Annotated in this window: 17 protein-coding genes; 6 read left to right on the plus strand and 11 right to left on the minus strand. The window is 33.1% G+C overall.

The genetic code is table 11. From position 1 onward, the window contains the following. The first annotated feature begins 82 nt into the window (after window positions 1-82). The 5 genes from E0I61_RS05810 (at window position 83) to E0I61_RS05830 (ending at window position 3714) form a co-directional block, all read left to right on the plus strand. Window positions 83-685 carry a DUF1684 domain-containing protein gene (locus E0I61_RS05810; protein WP_132070038.1) on the plus strand — a complete coding sequence of 201 codons (603 nt, stop codon included), beginning with the start codon at window positions 83-85 and terminating at the stop codon, window positions 683-685. Next, on the plus strand, window positions 685-1341 hold the full coding sequence (locus E0I61_RS05815) for a TatD family hydrolase (RefSeq protein WP_132070040.1): 657 nt from the start codon (window positions 685-687) through the stop codon (window positions 1339-1341). Before E0I61_RS05810 ends, E0I61_RS05815 begins: the two co-directional genes overlap by 1 nt. A gap of 25 nt (window positions 1342-1366) precedes the next feature. Continuing rightward, the gene (locus E0I61_RS05820; protein WP_131994264.1) at window positions 1367-2080 is read left to right on the plus strand and encodes a tRNA threonylcarbamoyladenosine dehydratase; all 714 of its coding nucleotides are present in this window, start codon (window positions 1367-1369) and stop codon (window positions 2078-2080) included. 62 nt (window positions 2081-2142) lie between these two features. Continuing rightward, window positions 2143-2817, plus strand: a complete 675-nt coding sequence (locus E0I61_RS05825; protein ID WP_132070042.1) for an HAD family hydrolase — start codon at window positions 2143-2145, stop codon at window positions 2815-2817. Window positions 2818-2868: 51 nt separating this feature from the next. Beyond that, complete coding sequence (locus E0I61_RS05830) at window positions 2869-3714, plus strand: DUF2911 domain-containing protein (protein WP_132070044.1); 846 nt, start codon at window positions 2869-2871, stop codon at window positions 3712-3714. A gap of 325 nt (window positions 3715-4039) precedes the next feature. On the opposite strand, the gene E0I61_RS05835 is transcribed toward E0I61_RS05830, so the two are convergent. From E0I61_RS05835 to E0I61_RS05885, 11 genes are all read right to left on the minus strand, one after another. Beyond that, the gene (locus E0I61_RS05835) at window positions 4040-5764 is read right to left on the minus strand and encodes a sodium:solute symporter (RefSeq protein ID WP_132070046.1); all 1725 of its coding nucleotides are present in this window, start codon (window positions 5762-5764) and stop codon (window positions 4040-4042) included. Between the two features lie 122 nt (window positions 5765-5886). Further along, window positions 5887-8418 (minus strand): PIG-L family deacetylase, encoded by a 2532-nt coding sequence (locus E0I61_RS05840; RefSeq protein WP_132070048.1) that lies wholly within the window; start codon window positions 8416-8418, stop codon window positions 5887-5889. A 141-nt stretch (window positions 8419-8559) separates the two neighbouring features. Beyond that, on the minus strand, window positions 8560-9105 hold the full coding sequence (locus E0I61_RS05845) for a hypothetical protein (protein WP_132070050.1): 546 nt from the start codon (window positions 9103-9105) through the stop codon (window positions 8560-8562). A gap of 181 nt (window positions 9106-9286) precedes the next feature. Further along, window positions 9287-9769 carry a hypothetical protein gene (locus tag E0I61_RS05850; protein WP_131994246.1) on the minus strand — a complete coding sequence of 161 codons (483 nt, stop codon included), beginning with the start codon at window positions 9767-9769 and terminating at the stop codon, window positions 9287-9289. Between the two features lie 534 nt (window positions 9770-10303). Continuing rightward, window positions 10304-12124 (minus strand): BamA/TamA family outer membrane protein, encoded by a 1821-nt coding sequence (locus E0I61_RS05855; protein WP_132070052.1) that lies wholly within the window; start codon window positions 12122-12124, stop codon window positions 10304-10306. Between the two features lie 114 nt (window positions 12125-12238). After that, the gene (locus E0I61_RS05860) at window positions 12239-13438 is read right to left on the minus strand and encodes an AI-2E family transporter (RefSeq protein ID WP_131994240.1); all 1200 of its coding nucleotides are present in this window, start codon (window positions 13436-13438) and stop codon (window positions 12239-12241) included. A 190-nt stretch (window positions 13439-13628) separates the two neighbouring features. After that, window positions 13629-14159, minus strand: a complete 531-nt coding sequence (locus E0I61_RS05865; protein ID WP_131994338.1) for a mechanosensitive ion channel domain-containing protein — start codon at window positions 14157-14159, stop codon at window positions 13629-13631. A 13-nt stretch (window positions 14160-14172) separates the two neighbouring features. Then, window positions 14173-14757 (minus strand): Maf-like protein, encoded by a 585-nt coding sequence (locus tag E0I61_RS05870; protein ID WP_132070054.1) that lies wholly within the window; start codon window positions 14755-14757, stop codon window positions 14173-14175. Continuing rightward, entirely contained in the window at window positions 14750-15673 is a 924-nt protein-coding gene (locus E0I61_RS05875; protein WP_132070056.1) for a geranylgeranylglycerol-phosphate geranylgeranyltransferase, read from the minus strand. The genes E0I61_RS05870 and E0I61_RS05875 overlap by 8 nt, the downstream gene beginning before the upstream one ends. Before the next feature lie 29 nt (window positions 15674-15702). Further along, window positions 15703-16230: a KdsC family phosphatase gene (locus E0I61_RS05880; RefSeq protein WP_131994231.1), complete on the minus strand. Its 528-nt coding sequence runs from the start codon at window positions 16228-16230 to the stop codon at window positions 15703-15705. Further along, complete coding sequence (locus tag E0I61_RS05885) at window positions 16214-16987, minus strand: Rossmann-like and DUF2520 domain-containing protein (protein WP_132070058.1); 774 nt, start codon at window positions 16985-16987, stop codon at window positions 16214-16216. Before E0I61_RS05885 ends, E0I61_RS05880 begins: the two co-directional genes overlap by 17 nt. A gap of 199 nt (window positions 16988-17186) precedes the next feature. Here E0I61_RS05885 and ccsA point away from each other — a divergent pair, with 199 nt between their 5' ends. Continuing rightward, complete coding sequence (ccsA, locus tag E0I61_RS05890) at window positions 17187-20393, plus strand: cytochrome c biogenesis protein (protein ID WP_132070060.1); 3207 nt, start codon at window positions 17187-17189, stop codon at window positions 20391-20393. Window positions 20394-20466: the final 73 nt, after the last annotated feature.

Genomic DNA, 20466 nt, shown 5'->3' on the forward strand with positions numbered 1-20466 from the left:
TTTTGCAAAGGTAGAAAACTTTGTACCGATGCGTCTTTGTGTCCTAGTAACTTTTAAACTATTTTTGCATAAAAATAAGAACATGAGAACGCTATTCATTTTGTTGCTTTTAATACAATTGAATTTTGGCTTTGGCCAAAATAAATTTGACGTTTCGGCTGTAGCCAAATTTCAAAAGGAATTAAACACAGAATATGCGGATGCAAAGACAAGTCCTTTGACTACAGAAGATTTAGCAGAATTTAAAACACTTGATTTTTATCCTATTGACGAAAAGTTTTTTGTGACAGCAACATTTGTCAGAACAGAAAATGAGCGGCCTTTTGAAATGAAAACATCAACGGACAGGAAACCATTGTATGTAAAATATGGTGAACTTTCTTTTACAATTGATGGTCGGGATTTTAAACTGAATGCGTATAAAAATATTGAGCTTTCAAAAAAAGAAGAATATAAAGACTATTTATTTTTACCGTTTTCAGATTTGACTTCAGGTACCGAAAGTTACATTGGCGGTAAATATATCGATTTAAGAATCCCAAAAGGAGATACGATTGTCATTGATTTTAATACATCATACAATCCGTATTGCGCTTATAACCCTAAATATTCCTGTCCAAAAGTCCCTTTGGAAAATGATTTGAATATCGAGATAAAAGCTGGGGTTAAAAAGTTTCACGACTAATGGAATTCTTTAATCTGCATACGCATAAATATACCAATCAACCTAATGTGTTGGAACTAGTGAATCAATATCCACAGGAATTTGATGCCACAATTCCGTATTATTCCATCGGGATTCATCCGTGGTTTATTGTTGCAGAGCGCATAGAAGCTGACTTGACGATAATCGAAAGTAAATTACAAGAGGCAAATTGTCTCGCTGTTGGCGAATGCGGATTGGATAAACGTATCGATATTCCAATGGAATTGCAACAAATGGTTTTCGAAAAGCAATTGCTTTTGGCACAGCAATATCAAAAAACAGTTGTGATACATTGCGTTGCGGCTTTTCAGGAACTGATTGCGATTAAGAAAAAATTGAATATTTCAGTTCCAATGTTGATGCATGGGTTTTCAAAAAATATGCAAGTTGCCAAACAATTAATGGACAATGGATTTTATATTTCGTTTGGAAAATATTTATTGCTAAATAAGGAACTAGAAGCTGTTTTTAAAAGCGTTCCCAATAATCGATTTTTTCTGGAAACAGATACTGTTGAAGAAGGAATTGGGGTTGTTTATGAATTGGCAGCAAAATACAAAGGAGTTTCAGTCAAAGAAATACAGGAACTGGTGAATAATAATTTTAATACTGTTTTTAATCAAATAAACAGATAACCAAATTAACAAATAAACTTTTATTATGGCAGAGTGGACAGAAAGAGCCGAACTTTTATTCAAAAAAGAAGGTTTAGATAATTTGAAAAATGCAAATGTTTTGGTCGTAGGACTTGGGGGTGTTGGTTCTTTCGCTGCCGAATTTTTGGCAAGAGCAGGAGTGGGTACCATGACTATTGTTGATGGCGATGTAGTTGATATTACAAACATAAACCGACAATTACCCGCTTTACATTCTACCGTGGGACAACCCAAAGTTACTATTGTTGGGGATCGATTGATGGATATCAATCCAGAATTGAAATTGACTCGTGTGCAAGAATTTCTTTCGCCGGAGCGTGCTTTCGAAATTGTTTCGGAGGAATTTGATTATGTTTTGGATTGCATCGACAGTGTGACTCCAAAGTTGAATTTGATTATTGGCGCAAAGCGAAAAAGAGTAAAAATCATAAGCAGTATGGGTGCTGGCGGAAAAATGGAAGCTTCTAAAGTGAAAGTGACGGATATTACCAATACCGTGAATTGCTTCTTTGCTAAAACCATCCGAAGACGATTGAAAGAAGTAAAAATTGATAAACTGAAAGTGGTGTTCTCTTCTGAAATTCAAGACGAAACGAGTTTAAAAATGACCGACGGATCCAATTTTAAAAAATCATTTTACGGGACAAACAGTTATATGCCAGGATTATTTGGTTTGTATGCTGCAGAAACCGTGATTCGCTATTTACTTAAGAAATAGTGTTCAGTGTTCAGTCTCCGTTTCAGAAATTAGAACTCATAATTAATAATTTATAATTACAAATGATACAAACCGTAATTTTTGACATGGATGGTGTAATTGTCGATACAGAACCCGTTCACCGTTATGCTTATTTCAAACAATTTGATGAGTTAAATATAGCTGTTACAGAAGAAATGTATACTTCATTTACAGGAAATTCTACTCGGAATATATTTCAGAAATTGAAAGAAATTTTCGTAATAGAACAGGAAGTAGAAGATTTAATTCAAAGAAAACGCAATATTTTTAATGATGCTTTTGATAGTAAAGCAGATTTGGAATTATTGGAAGGTGTGGAAAATCTGATTAAAGAATTACACGAAAACGGGATGCAATTGATTCTGGCTTCTTCGGCTTCAAAAGTTACTATTGAACGTGTGTTTAGCAGGTTTAAGTTGCATGACTATTTTACGCATGTAGTAAGCGGGGAAGATTTCCCTAAATCGAAACCACACCCTGCTATTTTTGAACATGCAGCAAGTTTATCAATTGCACCAAAAGAAAGCTGTATCGTCATTGAAGACAGCACGAATGGAATAAAAGCGGCGAAAGCTGCCGGAATTTTGTGTGTGGGGTACAACAGTATTCATTCTGAAGCACAAGATTTATCGGAAGCAGATGTTGTGATTAATCATTTTAACGAATTGGGTTTTGATGCCGTTAAGAATATTGATTCTAAATTAAGGAATAATTAACATTTGAGAGCCACTGAATTTGTAAATTTGGAAAACATAAAAATTTATAACATGAAAAAAATAATTATTGTATTTGCCATTATTATAGCAAATTTCACCATTGAGGCACAAGTAAAAACACCTCAATCAAGTCCGAAATCTACACTTATGCAAGCAGTAGGTTTGACAGATGTAGAGATTAATTATTCAAGACCAAGTGCCAGAGGAAGAGCTGTTTTTGGTAATTTGATTCCTTTTGGAAAAGTATGGAGAACTGGAGCTAATGAAAATACAACAGTATCTTTTAGCGACGATGTTGTTATTGATGGTAAAACGTTGAAAAAAGGAAAATATTCGTTGTATACGATTCCGAAAATAGAAAGCTGGGAAATAATATTTTATAAAACTACTGATAACTGGGGTAATCCAGAAGAGTGGAAAGAAGAAAATGTAGCACTTAGAGCTACTGTTAAAACGGAAACGTTAAATAGAAGTGTAGAAACATTTACTATTGGAGTTAGTGGTTTAGACAATAACTTTGCATTTTTAGAAATGTACTGGGAGAATTCGTATGCAGCTATAAAATTTGAAGTCCCTACACAACAAAAAGCAACTGCTAATATTGAGAAAGCATTAGCAGGACCAACTGCTGGAGATTATTTTTCTGCAGCTCAATTTTTATTTCAATCGAACGGTGACAATGCAAAAGCATTGGTTTATGTAAACAAAGCGTTGGATATGACTAAAGACAAACCGTTTTGGTACAACAGACTGAAGTCATTGATTCAGGCAAAACTTGGAGATAAAAAAGGAGCGATCGAAACTGCAAAATTATCTCTTGCAGCAGCTGAAATTGCTAAAAACCAAGACTACGTAAAAATGAATAAAGAAAGTATCGCAGAGTGGAGTAAGAACTAATTATTCCAACTGTTTTACAAAAACCCCCGTCTCGGTAATTATCGAGACGGGATTTTTTTGTTTGAAAAATAAGAAATTATGATTTTAAATGTAGAACATAATACCATTTTGCTTTTAAAAATGCTACAATATTTATTAGTGATATTGTCACATCGAGTGCAGTCGCGAACCATTACAGATTTCGACTGCGCTCGATTTGACAAAAAATATTGGACTAAAAAATATTGACAAATGGTATTATAATCTGCGAATCTTCGGTCTATAAATTTTAGAAACTAAAACACAATCATTTAGTTTTAAAATAAAAGATGAATCTTAATTTTATTTAGGCTGTAATAGCTTTCTGTTTCCTGAAAATGGTCCATTGCAACAGCAACGAAATAACAATCGTTAACATGGCTCCTATGAAATTAAGCCATAAATAGCCCAGTTTTTCTTCTCCGCTTGGAAAAATATAAATGGCGTAATAGTAAATGATAAAAATGGTAATCTGACTTACTACGGCGCTATAAAAAATAGCTTTGGATTGTACTTTGTGTATATAAAACCCAACCAGAAAAATTCCCAATACAGTACCGTAAAAGATGGATCCAATGATATTTACCAATTGAATTAAATTTTCAAATAGCGTTCCGATACAAGCAAATAGTATTGCAATAACTCCCCAAAGTAATGTAAAGAATTTCGTTGCATTGAGGTAATGTTTTTCTGATTTTTCTTCTTTCAGATTGCGTTTGTAAATATCAATTGCGGTTGTAGATGCCAGTGCATTCAGTCCCGAAGCGGTAGATGACATTGCTGCTGAAATGATTACGGCTAACAATAAACCAATAAGTCCTTTAGGTAAATAATTAAGGATAAAGTGAAAAAACACATAATCTTTATCGTTGGTTTCACTGTTACTATCGGCTTTTAAGATTATTTCTTTAGCACGATCTCTTAAATCTTTTTCTTTATTGGACAAAGCCACTAATTCTTTTCGAAGGATTGGATTGTCATAATCTTGATTGAGCTGATCGATGTACAGCAGATTAATTACTTTTTTATCTTCGGATAGATCATCTAATTTTTTCTCCAAAGCATTGTATTCGCCTTTGTAAGCCGATTTTTCAATCATGGCTTTGTTGTTTGGATTAAAATTTAACGGAACAGGATTGAATTGAAAAAAAACAAAAACCATAACTCCGGTCAGTAAAATAAAGAACTGCATCGGTACTTTTAAAAGACCATTCATAATCAGTCCCATTTGACTTTCGCGAACTGATTTTCCTGATAAATAGCGTCCTACCTGAGATTGATCGGTTCCAAAATAAGCCAATGCAAGGAAAAACCCTCCTGTGATTCCGCTCCAAAAAGTATATTTTTCTTCCAGATCAAAAGAAAAATTGACAATGTCCATTTTGTCATTTGCACCAGCAATATGCAATGCACTGGTAAATGTCATATCATTAGGTAAATAATGCAATATCAGAAAAAAGGTGATTAGCATTCCGGACATAATCACAAACATTTGCTGTTTTTGAGTTACATTCACTGCTTTTGTTCCGCCCGAAAAGGTATAAATGATGACTAAAACACCAATAATAATATTCATGTAGGTAAGATTCCAACCCAATATAGCCGACAAAATGATGGCTGGTGCATAAATGGTCAATCCGGTTCCTAAACCTCTTTGGAACAAGAAAAGGATTGCTGCAAGTGAACGGGTCTTTAAATCAAATCTATTTTCCAGATATTCATAAGCAGTATATACTTTATATTTGTGGTATAAAGGAATGAAAGTGACGCAGATTACCACCATGGCAATAGGCAATCCAAAGTAGAATTGTACAAATCCCATTCCGTCATGATAGGCTTGCCCTGGTGTAGAGAGAAACGTAATTGCACTGGCTTGTGTGGCCATAACAGAAAGTCCCACAATATGCCAAGGCGTTTCATTACTACCCAGAATAAAATCTTCAACATTTTTACTTCCTTTGGTTTTCCAAGCACCGTAAATTACAATGAACAATAAAGTAACTATGAGTATAACCCAATCAAATAATTGCATAATTTAAGAGTATAATTTCATGATGAGACAAAAGATCAAGATATATATAGCATTGGCTACAAGTACCCAGGTATAATTCTTCTTCCAGGTTTTTACTTTTTTTGTTTCCATTTTAGATTGGGTTAGGGCTTGATTTTTTGAATAGGAATTTTTTCGGATGATTGTAACGAAATGATATTGGAAATTAATTTATAAGCACCGGTAACGCCCTCGGGTAATTCTCTAAAAAAGCTTAAGCCCGTATAAATATAGTGTCCTTTTCCGTAGGGAGCAATCAGTAAAGCACCATTTTTAGGGCTTTCCCCTTTATCATTTGAAGATAGAATAGGAGTGAAGGCTTTGTCGTATTCACTTGGGTAATACAATCCTTGCTCTTGTTTCCAACCTTGAAAATCTTTAGAAGTGATTTTGTTTGGGAAATTCAAAACGGGATGGTTTGGCGCTAAAAATCGAACTTCAGCATCTTCTTCGGTTACACGGTCGCGGGACAGTTTCAATGGATAAGGTGCGATATTTTCGGTTACAAGATCACCAGCTGTATTGTACTGAACGAGCATTGTTTTTCCTCCTTTTACAAAGTCAAAAAGTATCGTTTGTTTATTTGCTAATGCTGCAACAGTATTGTAGGCACGAACACCTGTCATAATTACATCAAAATTTTCTAATTTTTCGGGTGTTATTTCTTCGGGTTTAAGCAGTGTAACATTGTATCCCAATTGGGTCAGGCTGCTAGGAACTTCATCTCCAGCACCCATAATGTATGCAATTCTCTCTTCATTTGTTTTTAAATCCGTTTTGATGCATTTGGCTTCAGCCGATTTTAAAACTTGCTGTTTAGTGATATGGTCATAATTAATGATGATCTGTTCTTTGTCAAATCGTTTATTGTCAATAATTGCAACACTTTTGGCTACAGCTTCTTCGGATTTATTTGGTGCAGTTACCTCAAAATAAACAATTTGTTCCGTTCCCTTTTTTTCGATGTTAAAAGGAATTGATTTTGGAGAAACACCCCAGTTTTTTGGGAGTTCAAGTTGTAGATTTCCTTTTACGGCATCTTTACCCGTTTTAATTTTTACACCTACGTATTTAATTTTTGTGTCTTTAAAAAGTAATACTTTGTCCAAAATTGAAGTGGTAACCTCAGGAACGATGTCGAGATAATTGTACACTTCGCCTTTTACATCATCATTGTATTTATAAATAACGGTTCGCTCAAATGGGATTTCTATTCCGTTAATTTGAATATTAAAAACCACTTTAATTTCCCGAATAACATCTGGAATCCCTATGTTTTGTTGTTGATTTACGGAGTACATTCCAACGGTTCCATTTTCTCTTAACCAATACGGTTGTGTGTAGTCAATAGATTCGGGTAATTTTAAATCTAAGTTTATGTTATTTAAAATATTATTTTTTAATTCGCGATTTTGAGCGGTATTTATTTGTTCCGGTAAAGTGGTTACGCTCATTAATTGTATTGACGCTGAACTTCTGTTAATGGCTTCGAGTTTCAATTTGATAACGCTTCCGGGAGTAGCTTCCTGATTTTGGGCTACGGCTTCAAGATACAAACCTGAACAAGCTGCTATAATTTCTTTTATGGCTGCCGATTTCAGGGGTGCCCAGTGATTTTCATCTAATGCTTCCATCATGGAGTAGGCTTTCGCCAAATTTGGAATACTTGCCGAAGGATTATTGTGGTCGAATTCAGCTGTAATAGTTGTCAATAACACTCCGATGGCTTTTCCTCCTTTCACCCGGTTCCAAGAAGTATCAATTCCTTCAAAAAGCGATTTTTTTTCTTTTAAAGCGTCTCCATTTATAAACTCTAAATACTCTGTTTCTTCGCCACGCGCGCCAGTGCTTCCAAAGCCTTGCGATTGATGGCGACTGCGGCTTAATGCTGCTATTTCCTGATTTGATTTTCCTAATCCAGCATAATAAGCCCCAGTTTGCAGAGCAATTAAATTCTTTTTATCAGCGGCATTAAATTTTTCTATAGTTCCATAAAACCACCAAGAAGTATTAAAAAACTGGCGTTTGGTTTGCCAAGGTTTTACAAATTGTAATTGTTCGGGAAAAATAACAGGATTATTGGCCAGTTCAAAACTTTCTACGCTTAACATTGCCGATGAAGTGTGATGACCGTGGGTAGTTCCGGATGATCTATGGTCAAACCTGTTGACAATTACATCGGGTTGAAATTTTCTAATTGCCCAAATAACGTCGGCCAATACTTTTTCTTTATCCCAAATTTCTAAAGTTTCTGTCGGATTTTTGGAAAAACCAAAATCATTGGCACGAGAAAAAAATTGTTCCCCTCCATCAATTTTTCGGGCTTCGATAAGTTCTTGGGTTCTTATAACACCTAATAATTCCCGTAATTGTGTACCTATTAAATTTTGGCCACCATCACCACGTGTCAAAGACAAATATCCCGTTCTTGCTTTTTGTTCATTGGATAAATAAGAAATTAATCGGGTATTTTCATCATCAGGATGTGCTGCTATATAAAGTACCGAACCTAAAAAATTAAGCTTTTGAATTTGATTGTAAATTTCAACAGAATTTAGTTTTTGGGGTTGTTGCGCAATTGTTATATGGCAACATAAAAGAAATGTTAGAATAGTTGGTACGTATTTTTTTTGCATTTTTTTAAATTTAATTTGCAGTAACTTCAAATGTAGGAATTAAATAATTTTTTCTGAAATATTTTGGGTTTTCTTTAATAATAAAAAAAAGAGAGAAAAACCCATTAAGGTTCTCTCTCTCTCTTTTAAATAAAATTGGGATTAATCTCTATCACGCCCATGTCCATTTCCGCGCCCGTTTCCGTTTCCATGTCCATTATTTCCTTTATTTCGGTTATCATGTTTTCTATATTCTCTGCGGTTATCATTATCATATCTTCTATGATTATCATTCCCTCTTTGGCTTACATATACTCTACGGTTATTGTTATACCCTATATTTCTTTGTTCTCTTCCATGATATCCTCTGTAATATTTTACTTTATGATTATTAAAGTGGCTATACGGTCTTGAACCATGATAATCGTTTAATACTACTTTGTATCCATCATATAGATCATAGTTTCTATATTGATTTGGTAGATATCTTGAACGTATCCATCTTCCGCCTCCAAAATAAATGAATTGAGTGGCTCTTACATCGTAATACGCTTCAACATCTGGCAAATAATAATATTCAGCTTCTGCATATCCTACAGGTCCCCAAGATGGAGCCGTACCTATGTTTACACTTACTGAGACTTGTGCATGTATTGAACTTGATGCAAAAAGGATAATTCCTACGGCGAGTAATTTTAATGTTCTCATTTTTTCAAATATTTAATTAGTAATAGCTTTTTATAATAACTCTTTATTACGGTGCTTTTTTCATTAAGCCAACAACTGTGCCAAAACAAAAAAAACACCATTTAATTATATCTTTGTGCTTAAAAAAAAAGAGAGTCCCAATTTTTTTGGAACTCTCTTTTTAAATTATATGAAATCAGTATTAATTTTTCCCATTTCCATGGCCATTATTTCCTTTTCCTCCTTTATTCCCATTTCCTTTATTCCCATTATCTTTATATACTTTGTTTTTATTACTACGATTGGAACCTATTGATTTTTGAGGTTTACCTTTGTATCCTTTGTAATATTTTACTTTATGACTATTAAAGTTACTGTATGGTCTTGAACCATGATAATCGGTTAGTACTACTTTGTAACCATTATATAAATTATAGTTTCGGTATTGATACGGCAAGTTTCTCGAACGAATCCATTTTCCTCCACCAAAATAAATAAACTGAGTAGCTCTTATATCATAATACGCTTGAACATCCGGTAAATAATAATAATCTACAGCTGAGTAACCAACTGGACCCCATGCTGGAGGACTACCTATATTTACATTTACTGAAACTTGTGCTTGCATCGTATTACTGGATACTAAAAGTATCATTCCTGCGATGATTAATTTTAATGTTTTCATTTTTCAAAATTTTAATTAGTAATCAATTTATAGTAACTTTTCAATTACTATTTTTATTCCATTTTATAGTAAAGTCAACAATTGTACCAATAGGAACTCATTAACATTTAATTGGGTTCGGTAAGATTTCATAAAAAAATAAACAATGATTCATTTCCTTTTTCTACAGCTATAAATTTATTTGCAATAAAAGTCTAAGACGATTAAGCAAAACCTTAACTTTTGCAGGAACTTCTTTTGGAGTGTTTAAAACCGAAGTTGGTTTTTTTCAGCAGCTAACATTTGAGTTGGAACAACACTTAATGACAATACCAACATCATTAAGTAAAAGGTGCCTTTTTCATTTCTTTATAGGTTTTTAGTTGTTAATTTCTGTACTATAAAAGTAAGCTATATTACTTAATGTAATCTTATATAATTATGATATTAAATTACATAATTTTCACTTTTGGAATATTAAGAGTATTTAATGTTTTTAAAATCAGATTTTTAAATTGATTTGCACAAAATGGTGACTGCTAAAAGGAACTTTTGTTATTTAAAAATTACGGTACGTGGCTTGCCTAATTCAAAATCCTGAAAGCCAAAATCAGTAGTTTCAAAAGCGTTGGTTTTGAAAATATTTTCACCATTCCCCGGTATTGATGGATAGTACGAAAGTGAAATTTGGAAAGAACTAAATACTAAAAAATCATTATTTATTATTAATCCAATCCCAATTTTAGAATAGGCTTTATTTTCCAATAATCCTTTTTCGGGATTTCCCAGCATCGCAATTGAATAGTTAAAATAGGGGTTTAATCGAAATCCCCAAAGATTCCAAGGTGCATAAGCTTGAGTTTGCAAAGTCAGTATTGCTTTTTCGGTTCCGTAATCAGCACTATTAAATCCGTGAATACCGTAATTTTCATTAATATTAAGTTGATCGCCAATAATATCCACGCGATTGGAACCAATAATTAATTGAGGTTTAATGAACTGCCGCAATTTCCATTTTCCAAAACTCATTAAATTAGTAAAATAATTAGCCTGAAAAGAAAAAGCATTCTGTTTAGTATTTGATTTTTCAAAAAAAGTACCCAACTCCAAATTAGCACTTAGAAATCCCCATTTATAAAAATTCCCAAAAGCTGCCCGAGCTCCTAAATAATAACGGCCCAGATTGTTTTTATATTGATAGCCCGAAGTTATACCAAATATTTTTCCAATAGGTACATCTTCAATAATTCCATTTTTGAAAATATAACTGTCTTGAACGAATTTACGGGAAGTGATACCAATTCCTATAAGTGAAAATTTTTCATCAGAATAAAAATCATTAGGATCATAATCAATTATTGGACTTTCCAGATATTTTACATTCAAAAATCGACCAGCAACTACTAAATTCGTAGTTCTATCATTCTCCGTATTTTTTTTGAAAATCCTAAAAGCACGACCAAACCATAAATCTTGTGAATTGTATTTGAAATTTTGGAAAGCAAATACGGCATTAGTATCAGGAATTGTATCTTTTCTAAACTGTTTGTCAAAATAGATTCCACCAGCCCATTTTGTGAATGGAGAATAAAATGGTCGTTCGATGTTTATACTTTTACTATAATAATCATCTAAATCGATATGATAATTCACGGTGGTTTTAATGAATGTATTCTTGAAGTTGGGAATGGTGTACTGTATACGATAAGCATTTTTGCCATCGCTGAATCTGTTTGTGAATTCAGTATTAAATTCATGACCTGAACCCAAAATATTACGATCATTTAGTTCAAAACTGCTTCTCGAACTTGATATGGAACCCTTTGGAATAATACTCCACGTATCTAAAACCCGAATGTAAACATCTACTGAATCCTTATTATTGCTAATCAATTGCGGGGTTACATCAACCCGACTGATATATCTTTGAGTTCTTATTAAACGTTCAGATTCTTTTACTAATAAGGAATCTAAGGGTTTGTTTTTTTTGATAAGCAATAAGTTCCTAATGGCAAGCCTGTTTGTTTTGATGTGAATTCTGTTTCCAGTTCGCTCAGCCCAGTTTTTAGGTTGTTTTGTAGTATCAATTTCAGAATAGCCAAATGGATCTAATGTAACAATATTGATTTTCCTGATAATTTTTCCTTCAAAGTTTTTGAATTTTTTTGGCACTATTTTTTCCTTATTGTTTTTTGCATTAACAGGTCTGAAAACTAATTTATGAAAGAGTTTGGTAAATTTATTTTTTTTGGAATAGGTTTGAATTTGCTTATACACTACTGAAGAATCTTTTTCCTTCTTGTCTACTTGAGCAAAAGAAATCTGATAGCAGCAGAAAATCAAAATAGTTAGAATCAGTTTTTGTTTTTTAAACATGATAAAAAAAATAATTTTAAACATTGTTAACAAAACAAAAGAAAAAATCTTTTAAGTACTAGTTCGAATTAACAAAATTCAGAATTTGAATATTCGAATTTACTATTTTAGAAACTATTCATTGGTTTTATTAGCATCTTTTTCTGTTGTAGTTTCAGTAAACACCGGAACTATAATATCTGTTTTAATGATGGTTTTTTTTGGTGTAGATTCTGAATCAAACAGCGGTAATTTAATATTACGCCAAGTATACGTTTTTGGTAAATGATCTCCCATCAGGTATCCCCAGGGTTCTAAGGGTTCTATCCTGTCAAAAATTACTTTAAGTACTGCCAGAACTGGAAGTGCTAAAAACATACCGGAAACTCCTGCAATTGCGCCACCTATAATAATCCCAATAATCGATACAAACGCATTTATCTCTACTTTAGAACTTACAATCATAGGGACCAAAATGTTATTGTCAATTAACTGAACAATTATGGTAATAATAATTATCCCAACTATTATGGATAAATCCGGTGAACCTGTAAGCGAAGCCACAATACTCAGCACTCCTGCAAAAAGTATTCCTATGTAAGGAATTAGATTTAAAATCCCTGTAATTATGCCTAGTAAAATAGCATACTTAACACCAATAAGCATGAATCCGAGCGTAGTCATTACTGAAACTAAAATCATTTCTATAATTAATCCAACAATATAACTGTTGATGGCTATTTTAATATTAGTTAAAATATTTTTTAACTGTTCATGATTCTCTTTCTTGAAAAGTTTAGATAAAAACAGCATGAAATGTGTTCTGTACAGTAGTATTAAAAAAGTATAAATGGGTATTAAAGTCAAATTGACTAAGGTGTCCGTAAATGACATTATAGTCGTACCAATCATTTCTTTTCCTTTTTCCATGGAATCTTCGGTGGCAGTATCCAAATATTGTTTTTGTTCCCTAGAACTTAAATGAAAATTATCTTTGATAAACCCTTGAATATTTCTAATATGAATATTTATATTTCTTTCAATTTTATCAAAATCATTGGCAATATCACTAATCTGAAAGGAGAGGAATACAAAAAGAGCAATAAAAACTAATACAAAAAGAAGTACTGAAATCATTACTGCCAATACATGTGGGAAATGGAGTTTTGATTTTAAAAATTGAACGATAGGATACAATAATATTGCAAATAAAAACGACATCATTATGGGAACCAATATATCCTGACCAATATAAAAAACAAAAAGAAGAGCCATCAATCCCAATAAAATCAGGGTTAATTTAGCATAAAATGGAAGTTTTAAGATCTCATTCATATTCTCTTATTTTTTAAATAACGAATTTATTATTCAATTATGAATCGCATTGTTTCTAATTGACAAATATGAAGTGTTAAAGAAATTAAAGTATTATATATTTCTCATTAATAGTTGTAAAATTATCACTTTTAATCAATTGATTTGCAAAATAGAATGAATTGATAATTAACTTTTTGTAAAATTACAATTAATCCATGAATTCTCTATGCTCAAAATGGTCTTTCAGTATTGAAATCCCTTTTTGCAAAAGCAGGTTATTTGGATAAATAATTTTTTCTCCATCAATGGTTTTTAAGTAGACATGAAAAGCACCAATATCCTCAATCTCTGCTTCAATGGGGAAATCTTTATCATGGATTTTTATGACATCCCCAATTTTAAATGGAAAAGAAAAAAACAAAATAACACCTGATGTGATGTTGCTCAAAATAGACCATTGGGCAAACATAGCAACACCCACAACGGTTGTAACAGAGGTAAGTCCAATAAAAATGTCTTTGGTCTGAACTCCCCAAATTATTATTAAGGCAATAATTACCAAAATATTGATAAATAAGTGAAGGTATTTAATCACTAAATTGGTTCTATGCTCAAGAGTTTGGTTTGATTTAGCGTAGCGTCGTACCAGCTTTGTTGAAATAATACGGAATAAAATCAGTAAAATTCCCAGAATTCCTGTTGCAATTAGTTCTCTTGTATATTCTTGAAAAAAGGCCATATTCATAATTTAATTACGCTAATTTACTCAAATATTCATACACTTTGTCCGTAGGCATTCCCATTACATTCGCATACGAACCTTCAATTTTTGAAACACCTATAAAACCGATCCATTCCTGGATGCCATAAGCACCCGCTTTATCATACGGTTTGTAGTTTTCTAAATAATAACGAATCGATTCGTCGCTTAATTGGTTGAAAGTAACTTTGGTCACTTCGTGTAATAAATCAATTTTTTCATTGGTTTTAAAACAAACGGAAGTTATTACTTCATGCGTCGCATTTGATAATGATTTCAAAATTTCAAAGGCATCTTGTTCGTCTTTTGGTTTGCCCAATGCTTTATTGTTATGCCAAACGATGGTGTCGCTGGTTACCAGAATTTCATTCGATTTTAACTCTCCTTCAAAAGCGCTGGCTTTCAATTCAGCCAGATAATTAGTGATTTGCTCCGCTTTTAATTCCGGAGGATAAACTTCCTCAATTTCTTTCAATCGAATTTCAAAATCCAAGTCTAAATCCTTGAAGAATTGCTGTCGTCTCGGTGAACCCGAAGCCAGAATTAAAGTGTACTTTTTTAATTTATTTTTAAGCATTGTATTTTATATTTAAACTTATAACAATAACGGATAGAATTCCAAATAGCAGAACCCATTTTAACAGCAGACTCAGCGTATGGAACTCTTTTTTAGATTTTGCAGTCCAAATTTTTACGGCAAAATAAAACAATGGTCCCACAACAAAAAGCAATAGATATACAGTTGTAAATATTAACTCAAGGAGGTATTTATTGATGTAATAAAGCATAAAAAGAATAGGGATAAAGCTCAATCCAAAAACTATTTTTGCGGCTCTCGATTTGCCTATTGTAATTGGTAAAGTATTCATTCCTTGGTTATAATCACCATCAACATCTTCTATATCTTTAATTATTTCCCTCATGAAATTAAGAAAGAAAGTAAATAACGCGTAATCTAAAAGAATTGAAAAAAGAACGCCCATTTGTTGTTGATTTCCTTCATGAATCGTCGGGAATAAATCAAAAATCCCAATGATAATCACACTAAAAGAAAGCAACAATGCCACAATAATATTACCAATAACCACCATTTGTTTCAGGCTTGTTGCATACAAATAAAGCGTGGCTGCAATCAGAATAAAAATAGACGCAAAACCAGGTTTTACTATAACATTTGACAGATAAAAGCCAATAGCGACACCGGCAACAGTAAGTCCAATGTATAAATTATACGCATTGGTTTCAGAAATGGTTTTGCCTACTATTACGTTGTTCGGTTTATTGATAGTATCCGTATTTTGATCAAAAATATTATTGATAACATACCCTCCCGCAGCGATTAAAATGGTTGATAAAACCAATAATCCATATTGCCAATCGGCTAATGCCAAATGAATATCCTGAAATTTAAAAAAAACAAACCTGAAAATAAGCTGCATAAAAGCAAGCATCAGTAGGTTTTGATAACGGATTAGTTTTAGAAATGGCAGCATTTATTTCATTTAAAATTTATAAATAATAACTAATCGTGTTTCCCATCAAAATATGTCATCCATTTCCCTTGTGCTTTCATAACTTGTTCAATAACATCTCGTACAGCTCCTCTTCCTCCGTTTTTATGTGAAATATATCTGGAAATAGCTTTGATTTCAGGACTTGCATCCTGCGGACAAGCTGGTAATCCCACTAATTTCATAACGTGATAATCTGGAATATCATCGCCCATGTACAAAACGTGTTCTGGATTTATTTGGTATACATCAGTATATTCATCAAATGTTTCTACTTTATTTGGTGTACCCAAATGAATATCAGTAATTCCCAGATTTCGTAATCTAACGCGAACACCTTCGTTGCTTCCTCCCGAAATAATACAAACATTATAACCGCTTTCTACCGCAGCTTTCATGGCGTAACCATCACGAATATTCATGGTGCGAAGAATTTCTCCTTCATTGGTTACAAAAACAGAACTGTCAGTAAGTACGCCGTCTACGTCAAATATAAACGTAGTAATATCATTCATTATTTCTTTATAACTTTTTGCCATTCTCTTGTATTGATTGTGTTAGTGTTTTATAAATTTTAAGGTGATTTTCATTGGATAAAAAAGCTTCATGTGCTTCGATAGTTGCATTGTCATTGCGTTTTGCCGGTCCAGTTTGAGCTTCTGACGGCGAAAGTAACATTATTTTTTGAGCTGTTTCTGTAATTAAAGGGTTTAAAATTTCAAAAGGAACCTGATGTTCCTGACAAATTTCCTGGCCTATTTGGTACAAATGATTGGTGAAATTATTGACAAAAACCGCTGCAACATGCAATGCTTTTCTCTGTTCGGAGTTGATAGCGAAGATTTTATCAGAAATTGATTTGGCCACTTTATCCAATAATTGATAATCTGTTGCATTTTCGCTTTCTAAACATATTGGAATTGTTCTGAAATCAACCGCCTTGTTTTTGGTAAAAGTCTGCAAAGGATAGAAAACTCCTTTTCGATTATTGTCATCCAAAACTTTCAAAGGAACGCTTCCGGAGGTATGAACCACCAAACGATTTTTGAAAGGAAGTTGCGAAGAAATGACCTCAATGGCATCATCAGAAACGGCAATAATATACAAGTCGGCTTCAGCTAAAGTATCCAAATCATTTGTAATCTGACTTAAATCGAGTAGGTGAGAGACGCTTCCTGTTTGTCTTGAAAAAACTTGAACCAATTCGATTTCAGCTCCCAGATTTTGAGAATTTTGAAATGCCGCAATCAGATGTTGCGCTACATTTCCTGAACCAATAATTATAACTTTAGTCATATGACAAAATTAGCAAAAAAATATTAAGAGTTTTATTCAATTTTCGATTGGGTAACAAACTGTAACATCAATTAAAATATACTTTTATCCCAGAAAACAGAGCAACTTAATTTTGGATTAAATTAACAAATGCGCGAATATAGAAGTCAACATTTTTAAGTACTTTTGTGGCACTTTTACAAAACATAATCCCATAAAAATGGATAAAAAAATATTTTCTTTTTTGTTTTCTACTCGATTAATGGCCCTTTTATTTATTTCTTATGCCGCTGCAATGGCTACCGGAACTTTTATCGAAAGCAAGTACAATACCGACACAGCAAAAATTTTAATTTATAACGCCTGGTGGTTTGAGGCCATACATGTATTTTTCATGATTAATTTCATTGGAAATATCAAGCGTTATCAGTTATTAAAAAAAGAAAAATGGGCCACTTTATTACTCCATTTGTCTTTTATCTTCATTATTGCTGGTGCTTTTGTAACACGTTACATCAGTTATGAAGGGATGATGCCTATTCGCGAAGGCGCAACTGAAAATCAAATTTTTTCAGATAAAACGTTCCTGACTGTTTTTGCAGACGGGGAATATAATGGGGAAATGAAACGCAGGGTTTTTGAAAAACAAGTACTGCTTTCTCCTGCTACCAACAATGATTTCAGTATTTCAGGTAAGTTTGCGGATACACCATTTGAAGTAGAATATGAAAATTTCATCATGGGAGCCAAAGAATACATCAAACCCGATCCTAAAGGAACTGTGTTTTTGAAAATTGTAGAAGCCGGAGACGGCGGTCGTCACGAGCATTTTTTGAAAGACGGTGAAGTTCAAAATATTCATAATGTATTATTTGCTTTAAATAAACATACTGACGGAGCCATAAACATTAATACGACAGGAAGTGCTTATACGATTCTAACGCCTTTTGAAGGAAACTTCATGAGAATGGCTGATAAACTACAAGGCAAAGTGACTAAGGATACTGCACAGCCATTGATGATGCGTTCGTTATACAGTATTGGCGAAATGCGATTTGTATTTCCAGATCCTGCAGTAAAAGGTGTTGTTGATTATGAATCTGAGAATGATTTTAAAGCAAAGAACCATGAAGATGCATTATCCATAAAAATTACTGCCGATGGCCAAGAAAAAACGGTTACTGTTCTAGGTTCCAAAGGTAAATTAGGAGATTCTAAAACAGTGAAAATAGGTAAAATCGATTATACTTTTTTTTACGGAAGTAAAGCGTATGTATTGCCTTTCAAGATAAAATTGAATGATTTCATTGCACAGAAATATCCGGGAACAGAGAAAAGTTATTCCTCATTTGAGAGTAAAGTTACCGTTGAGGACAAAGAACCTTTTGATGCCAGAATATATATGAATAATGTGTTGGATCATGATGGATATCGCTTTTTTCAATCGGGGTTTGATCCTGATGAAAAGGGAACAATATTATCCGTAAACCACGATTTCTGGGGAACTACAATTACCTATATTGGTTATTTTATGCTGTATTTTGCGATGATGGCGATTATGTTTACTAAATATTCCCGTTTTGCAGATGTAAAAAGAAAATTGGAAGTTGTAAAAATGAAGAAAGCGAAGCTCTTGACAATTTTGCTTTTGTTGTTCAGTTTCAATAGTTTCGCACAGGAGCAAGAACACAATCACGCGGATCATGAAGGGCAAGCTCATACTGAAGCCGAAGCAACGCCGGCAGCACATGCAAATCATACTAAAAAAGTATTGAGTCAAGACGAACTAAATGCTTTGATTACTAAATATAAAGTTCCAGAAGTGCATGCTGCAAAATTCGGAAGATTAGTTATTCAGGATGCTGGTGGAAGGATGAAACCTATCAATACGTTTTCTTCTGAATTGTTGCGAAAAGTAAGTCATGATGATTCTTATAAAGGAATGAATTCTGATCAAGTATTTTTGTCCATGACACAATATGCGAGTTATTGGATTGAAATTCCAATTATCTACATCAAACCGGAAAACGATAGTATCCGAAAAATTATTGGTATCGATAAAAAAGCAAAATACGCTCCTTTTGTCGCTTTTTTTGATGAAAAAGGGAATTACAAACTTTCTAAATATCTTGAAGAGTCATTCAAATCAGCAAATCCAAACCAGTTCGAGAAAGGTTTTATCGAAACTGATAAAAAAGTAAACTTGATGGAATCTGCGCTAAGCGGACGAATATTGAAAATTTTCCCCATTCCAGAGGATAAAAACAACAAATGGATTTCTTATTTAGAATTGAATGAATCCGGTCTGAAAGGAATGGAAGCTACCTATACTAAGAGTGTATTGCCATTGTATTTTGGTTCGTTGGCTAATGCTTCCGTTTCCAATGATTATAAAACAGCCGATGAATTACTGGAAAGCATGAACGGTTTCCAAAAAAGATTTGGCAGCAAAGTGAGACCAAGTGAAGAAAAAATCACGACCGAAATATTGTATAATACATATGATGTTTTCAAGAAACTTCCTTATTGGTATATTTTAGCGGCGATTTTGATGTTGTTTTTTACGATTTTGCAAATCTTCAAAGAGCGCAAAGTATTAGCTATAGCAGTAAATACAATGCATATTATTATAGGATTATTATTTGTATTGCATACTGCAGGTTTAATTGCCCGTTGGTATATTTCCGGTCACGCACCTTGGAGTAATGCATATGAATCGATCATATATATAGCTTGGGCAACCATGTTTTTTGGTTTGGCATTTGATATAAAATCAAAATTGACTGTTGCTTCATCAGCCTTTGTAACCGCAATGATTCTTTGGGCTGCTTATCAAAACTGGATTGATCCGGAAATTGCAAATTTACAACCCGTTCTGAACTCCTATTGGTTGATGATTCACGTTGCAGTAATTGTGGCGAGTTATGGACCTTTTGCGCTAGGAATGATTTTAGGATCTGTTTCACTGTTACTGATTTTGTTTACCAATGAAAAAAACAAAGCCAAAATGGATTTGAATATTAAGGAAATCACGTATATCAATGAAATGGCATTGACAATAGGTTTGATTATGCTTTCTATTGGAAACTTTCTTGGTGGACAATGGGCTAATGAAAGTTGGGGACGTTATTGGGGTTGGGATCCAAAAGAGACTTGGGCTTTAATTAGTATTATGGTATATGCTTTTGTAATTCATGCTCGATTTGTACCTTCTTTACGTGGAAAATGGATTTTTAATTTGATGAGCATGTTTGCCTTTATATCTATTTTGTTTACGTATTATGGTGTGAATTTTCACTTGGTAGGATTGCATTCCTATGCGAGCGGAGAAGCCCATTCCTTAAATTGGATATGGTATTCATTAGGAGGAATAGCTTTATTTGGTGCTGTTTCGTATCCAAAATATAAGAAGTATTACAAGAAATAAAATTTGATAATTCTCATAAAAAAAGGTTCAACTTTATAGTTGAACCTTTTTTAGTTTTATCTGAAAATGATGT

The sequence above is a fragment of the Flavobacterium ranwuense genome, from assembly GCF_004349315.1.
In the GTDB taxonomy this organism is placed as follows: domain Bacteria; phylum Bacteroidota; class Bacteroidia; order Flavobacteriales; family Flavobacteriaceae; genus Flavobacterium; species Flavobacterium ranwuense.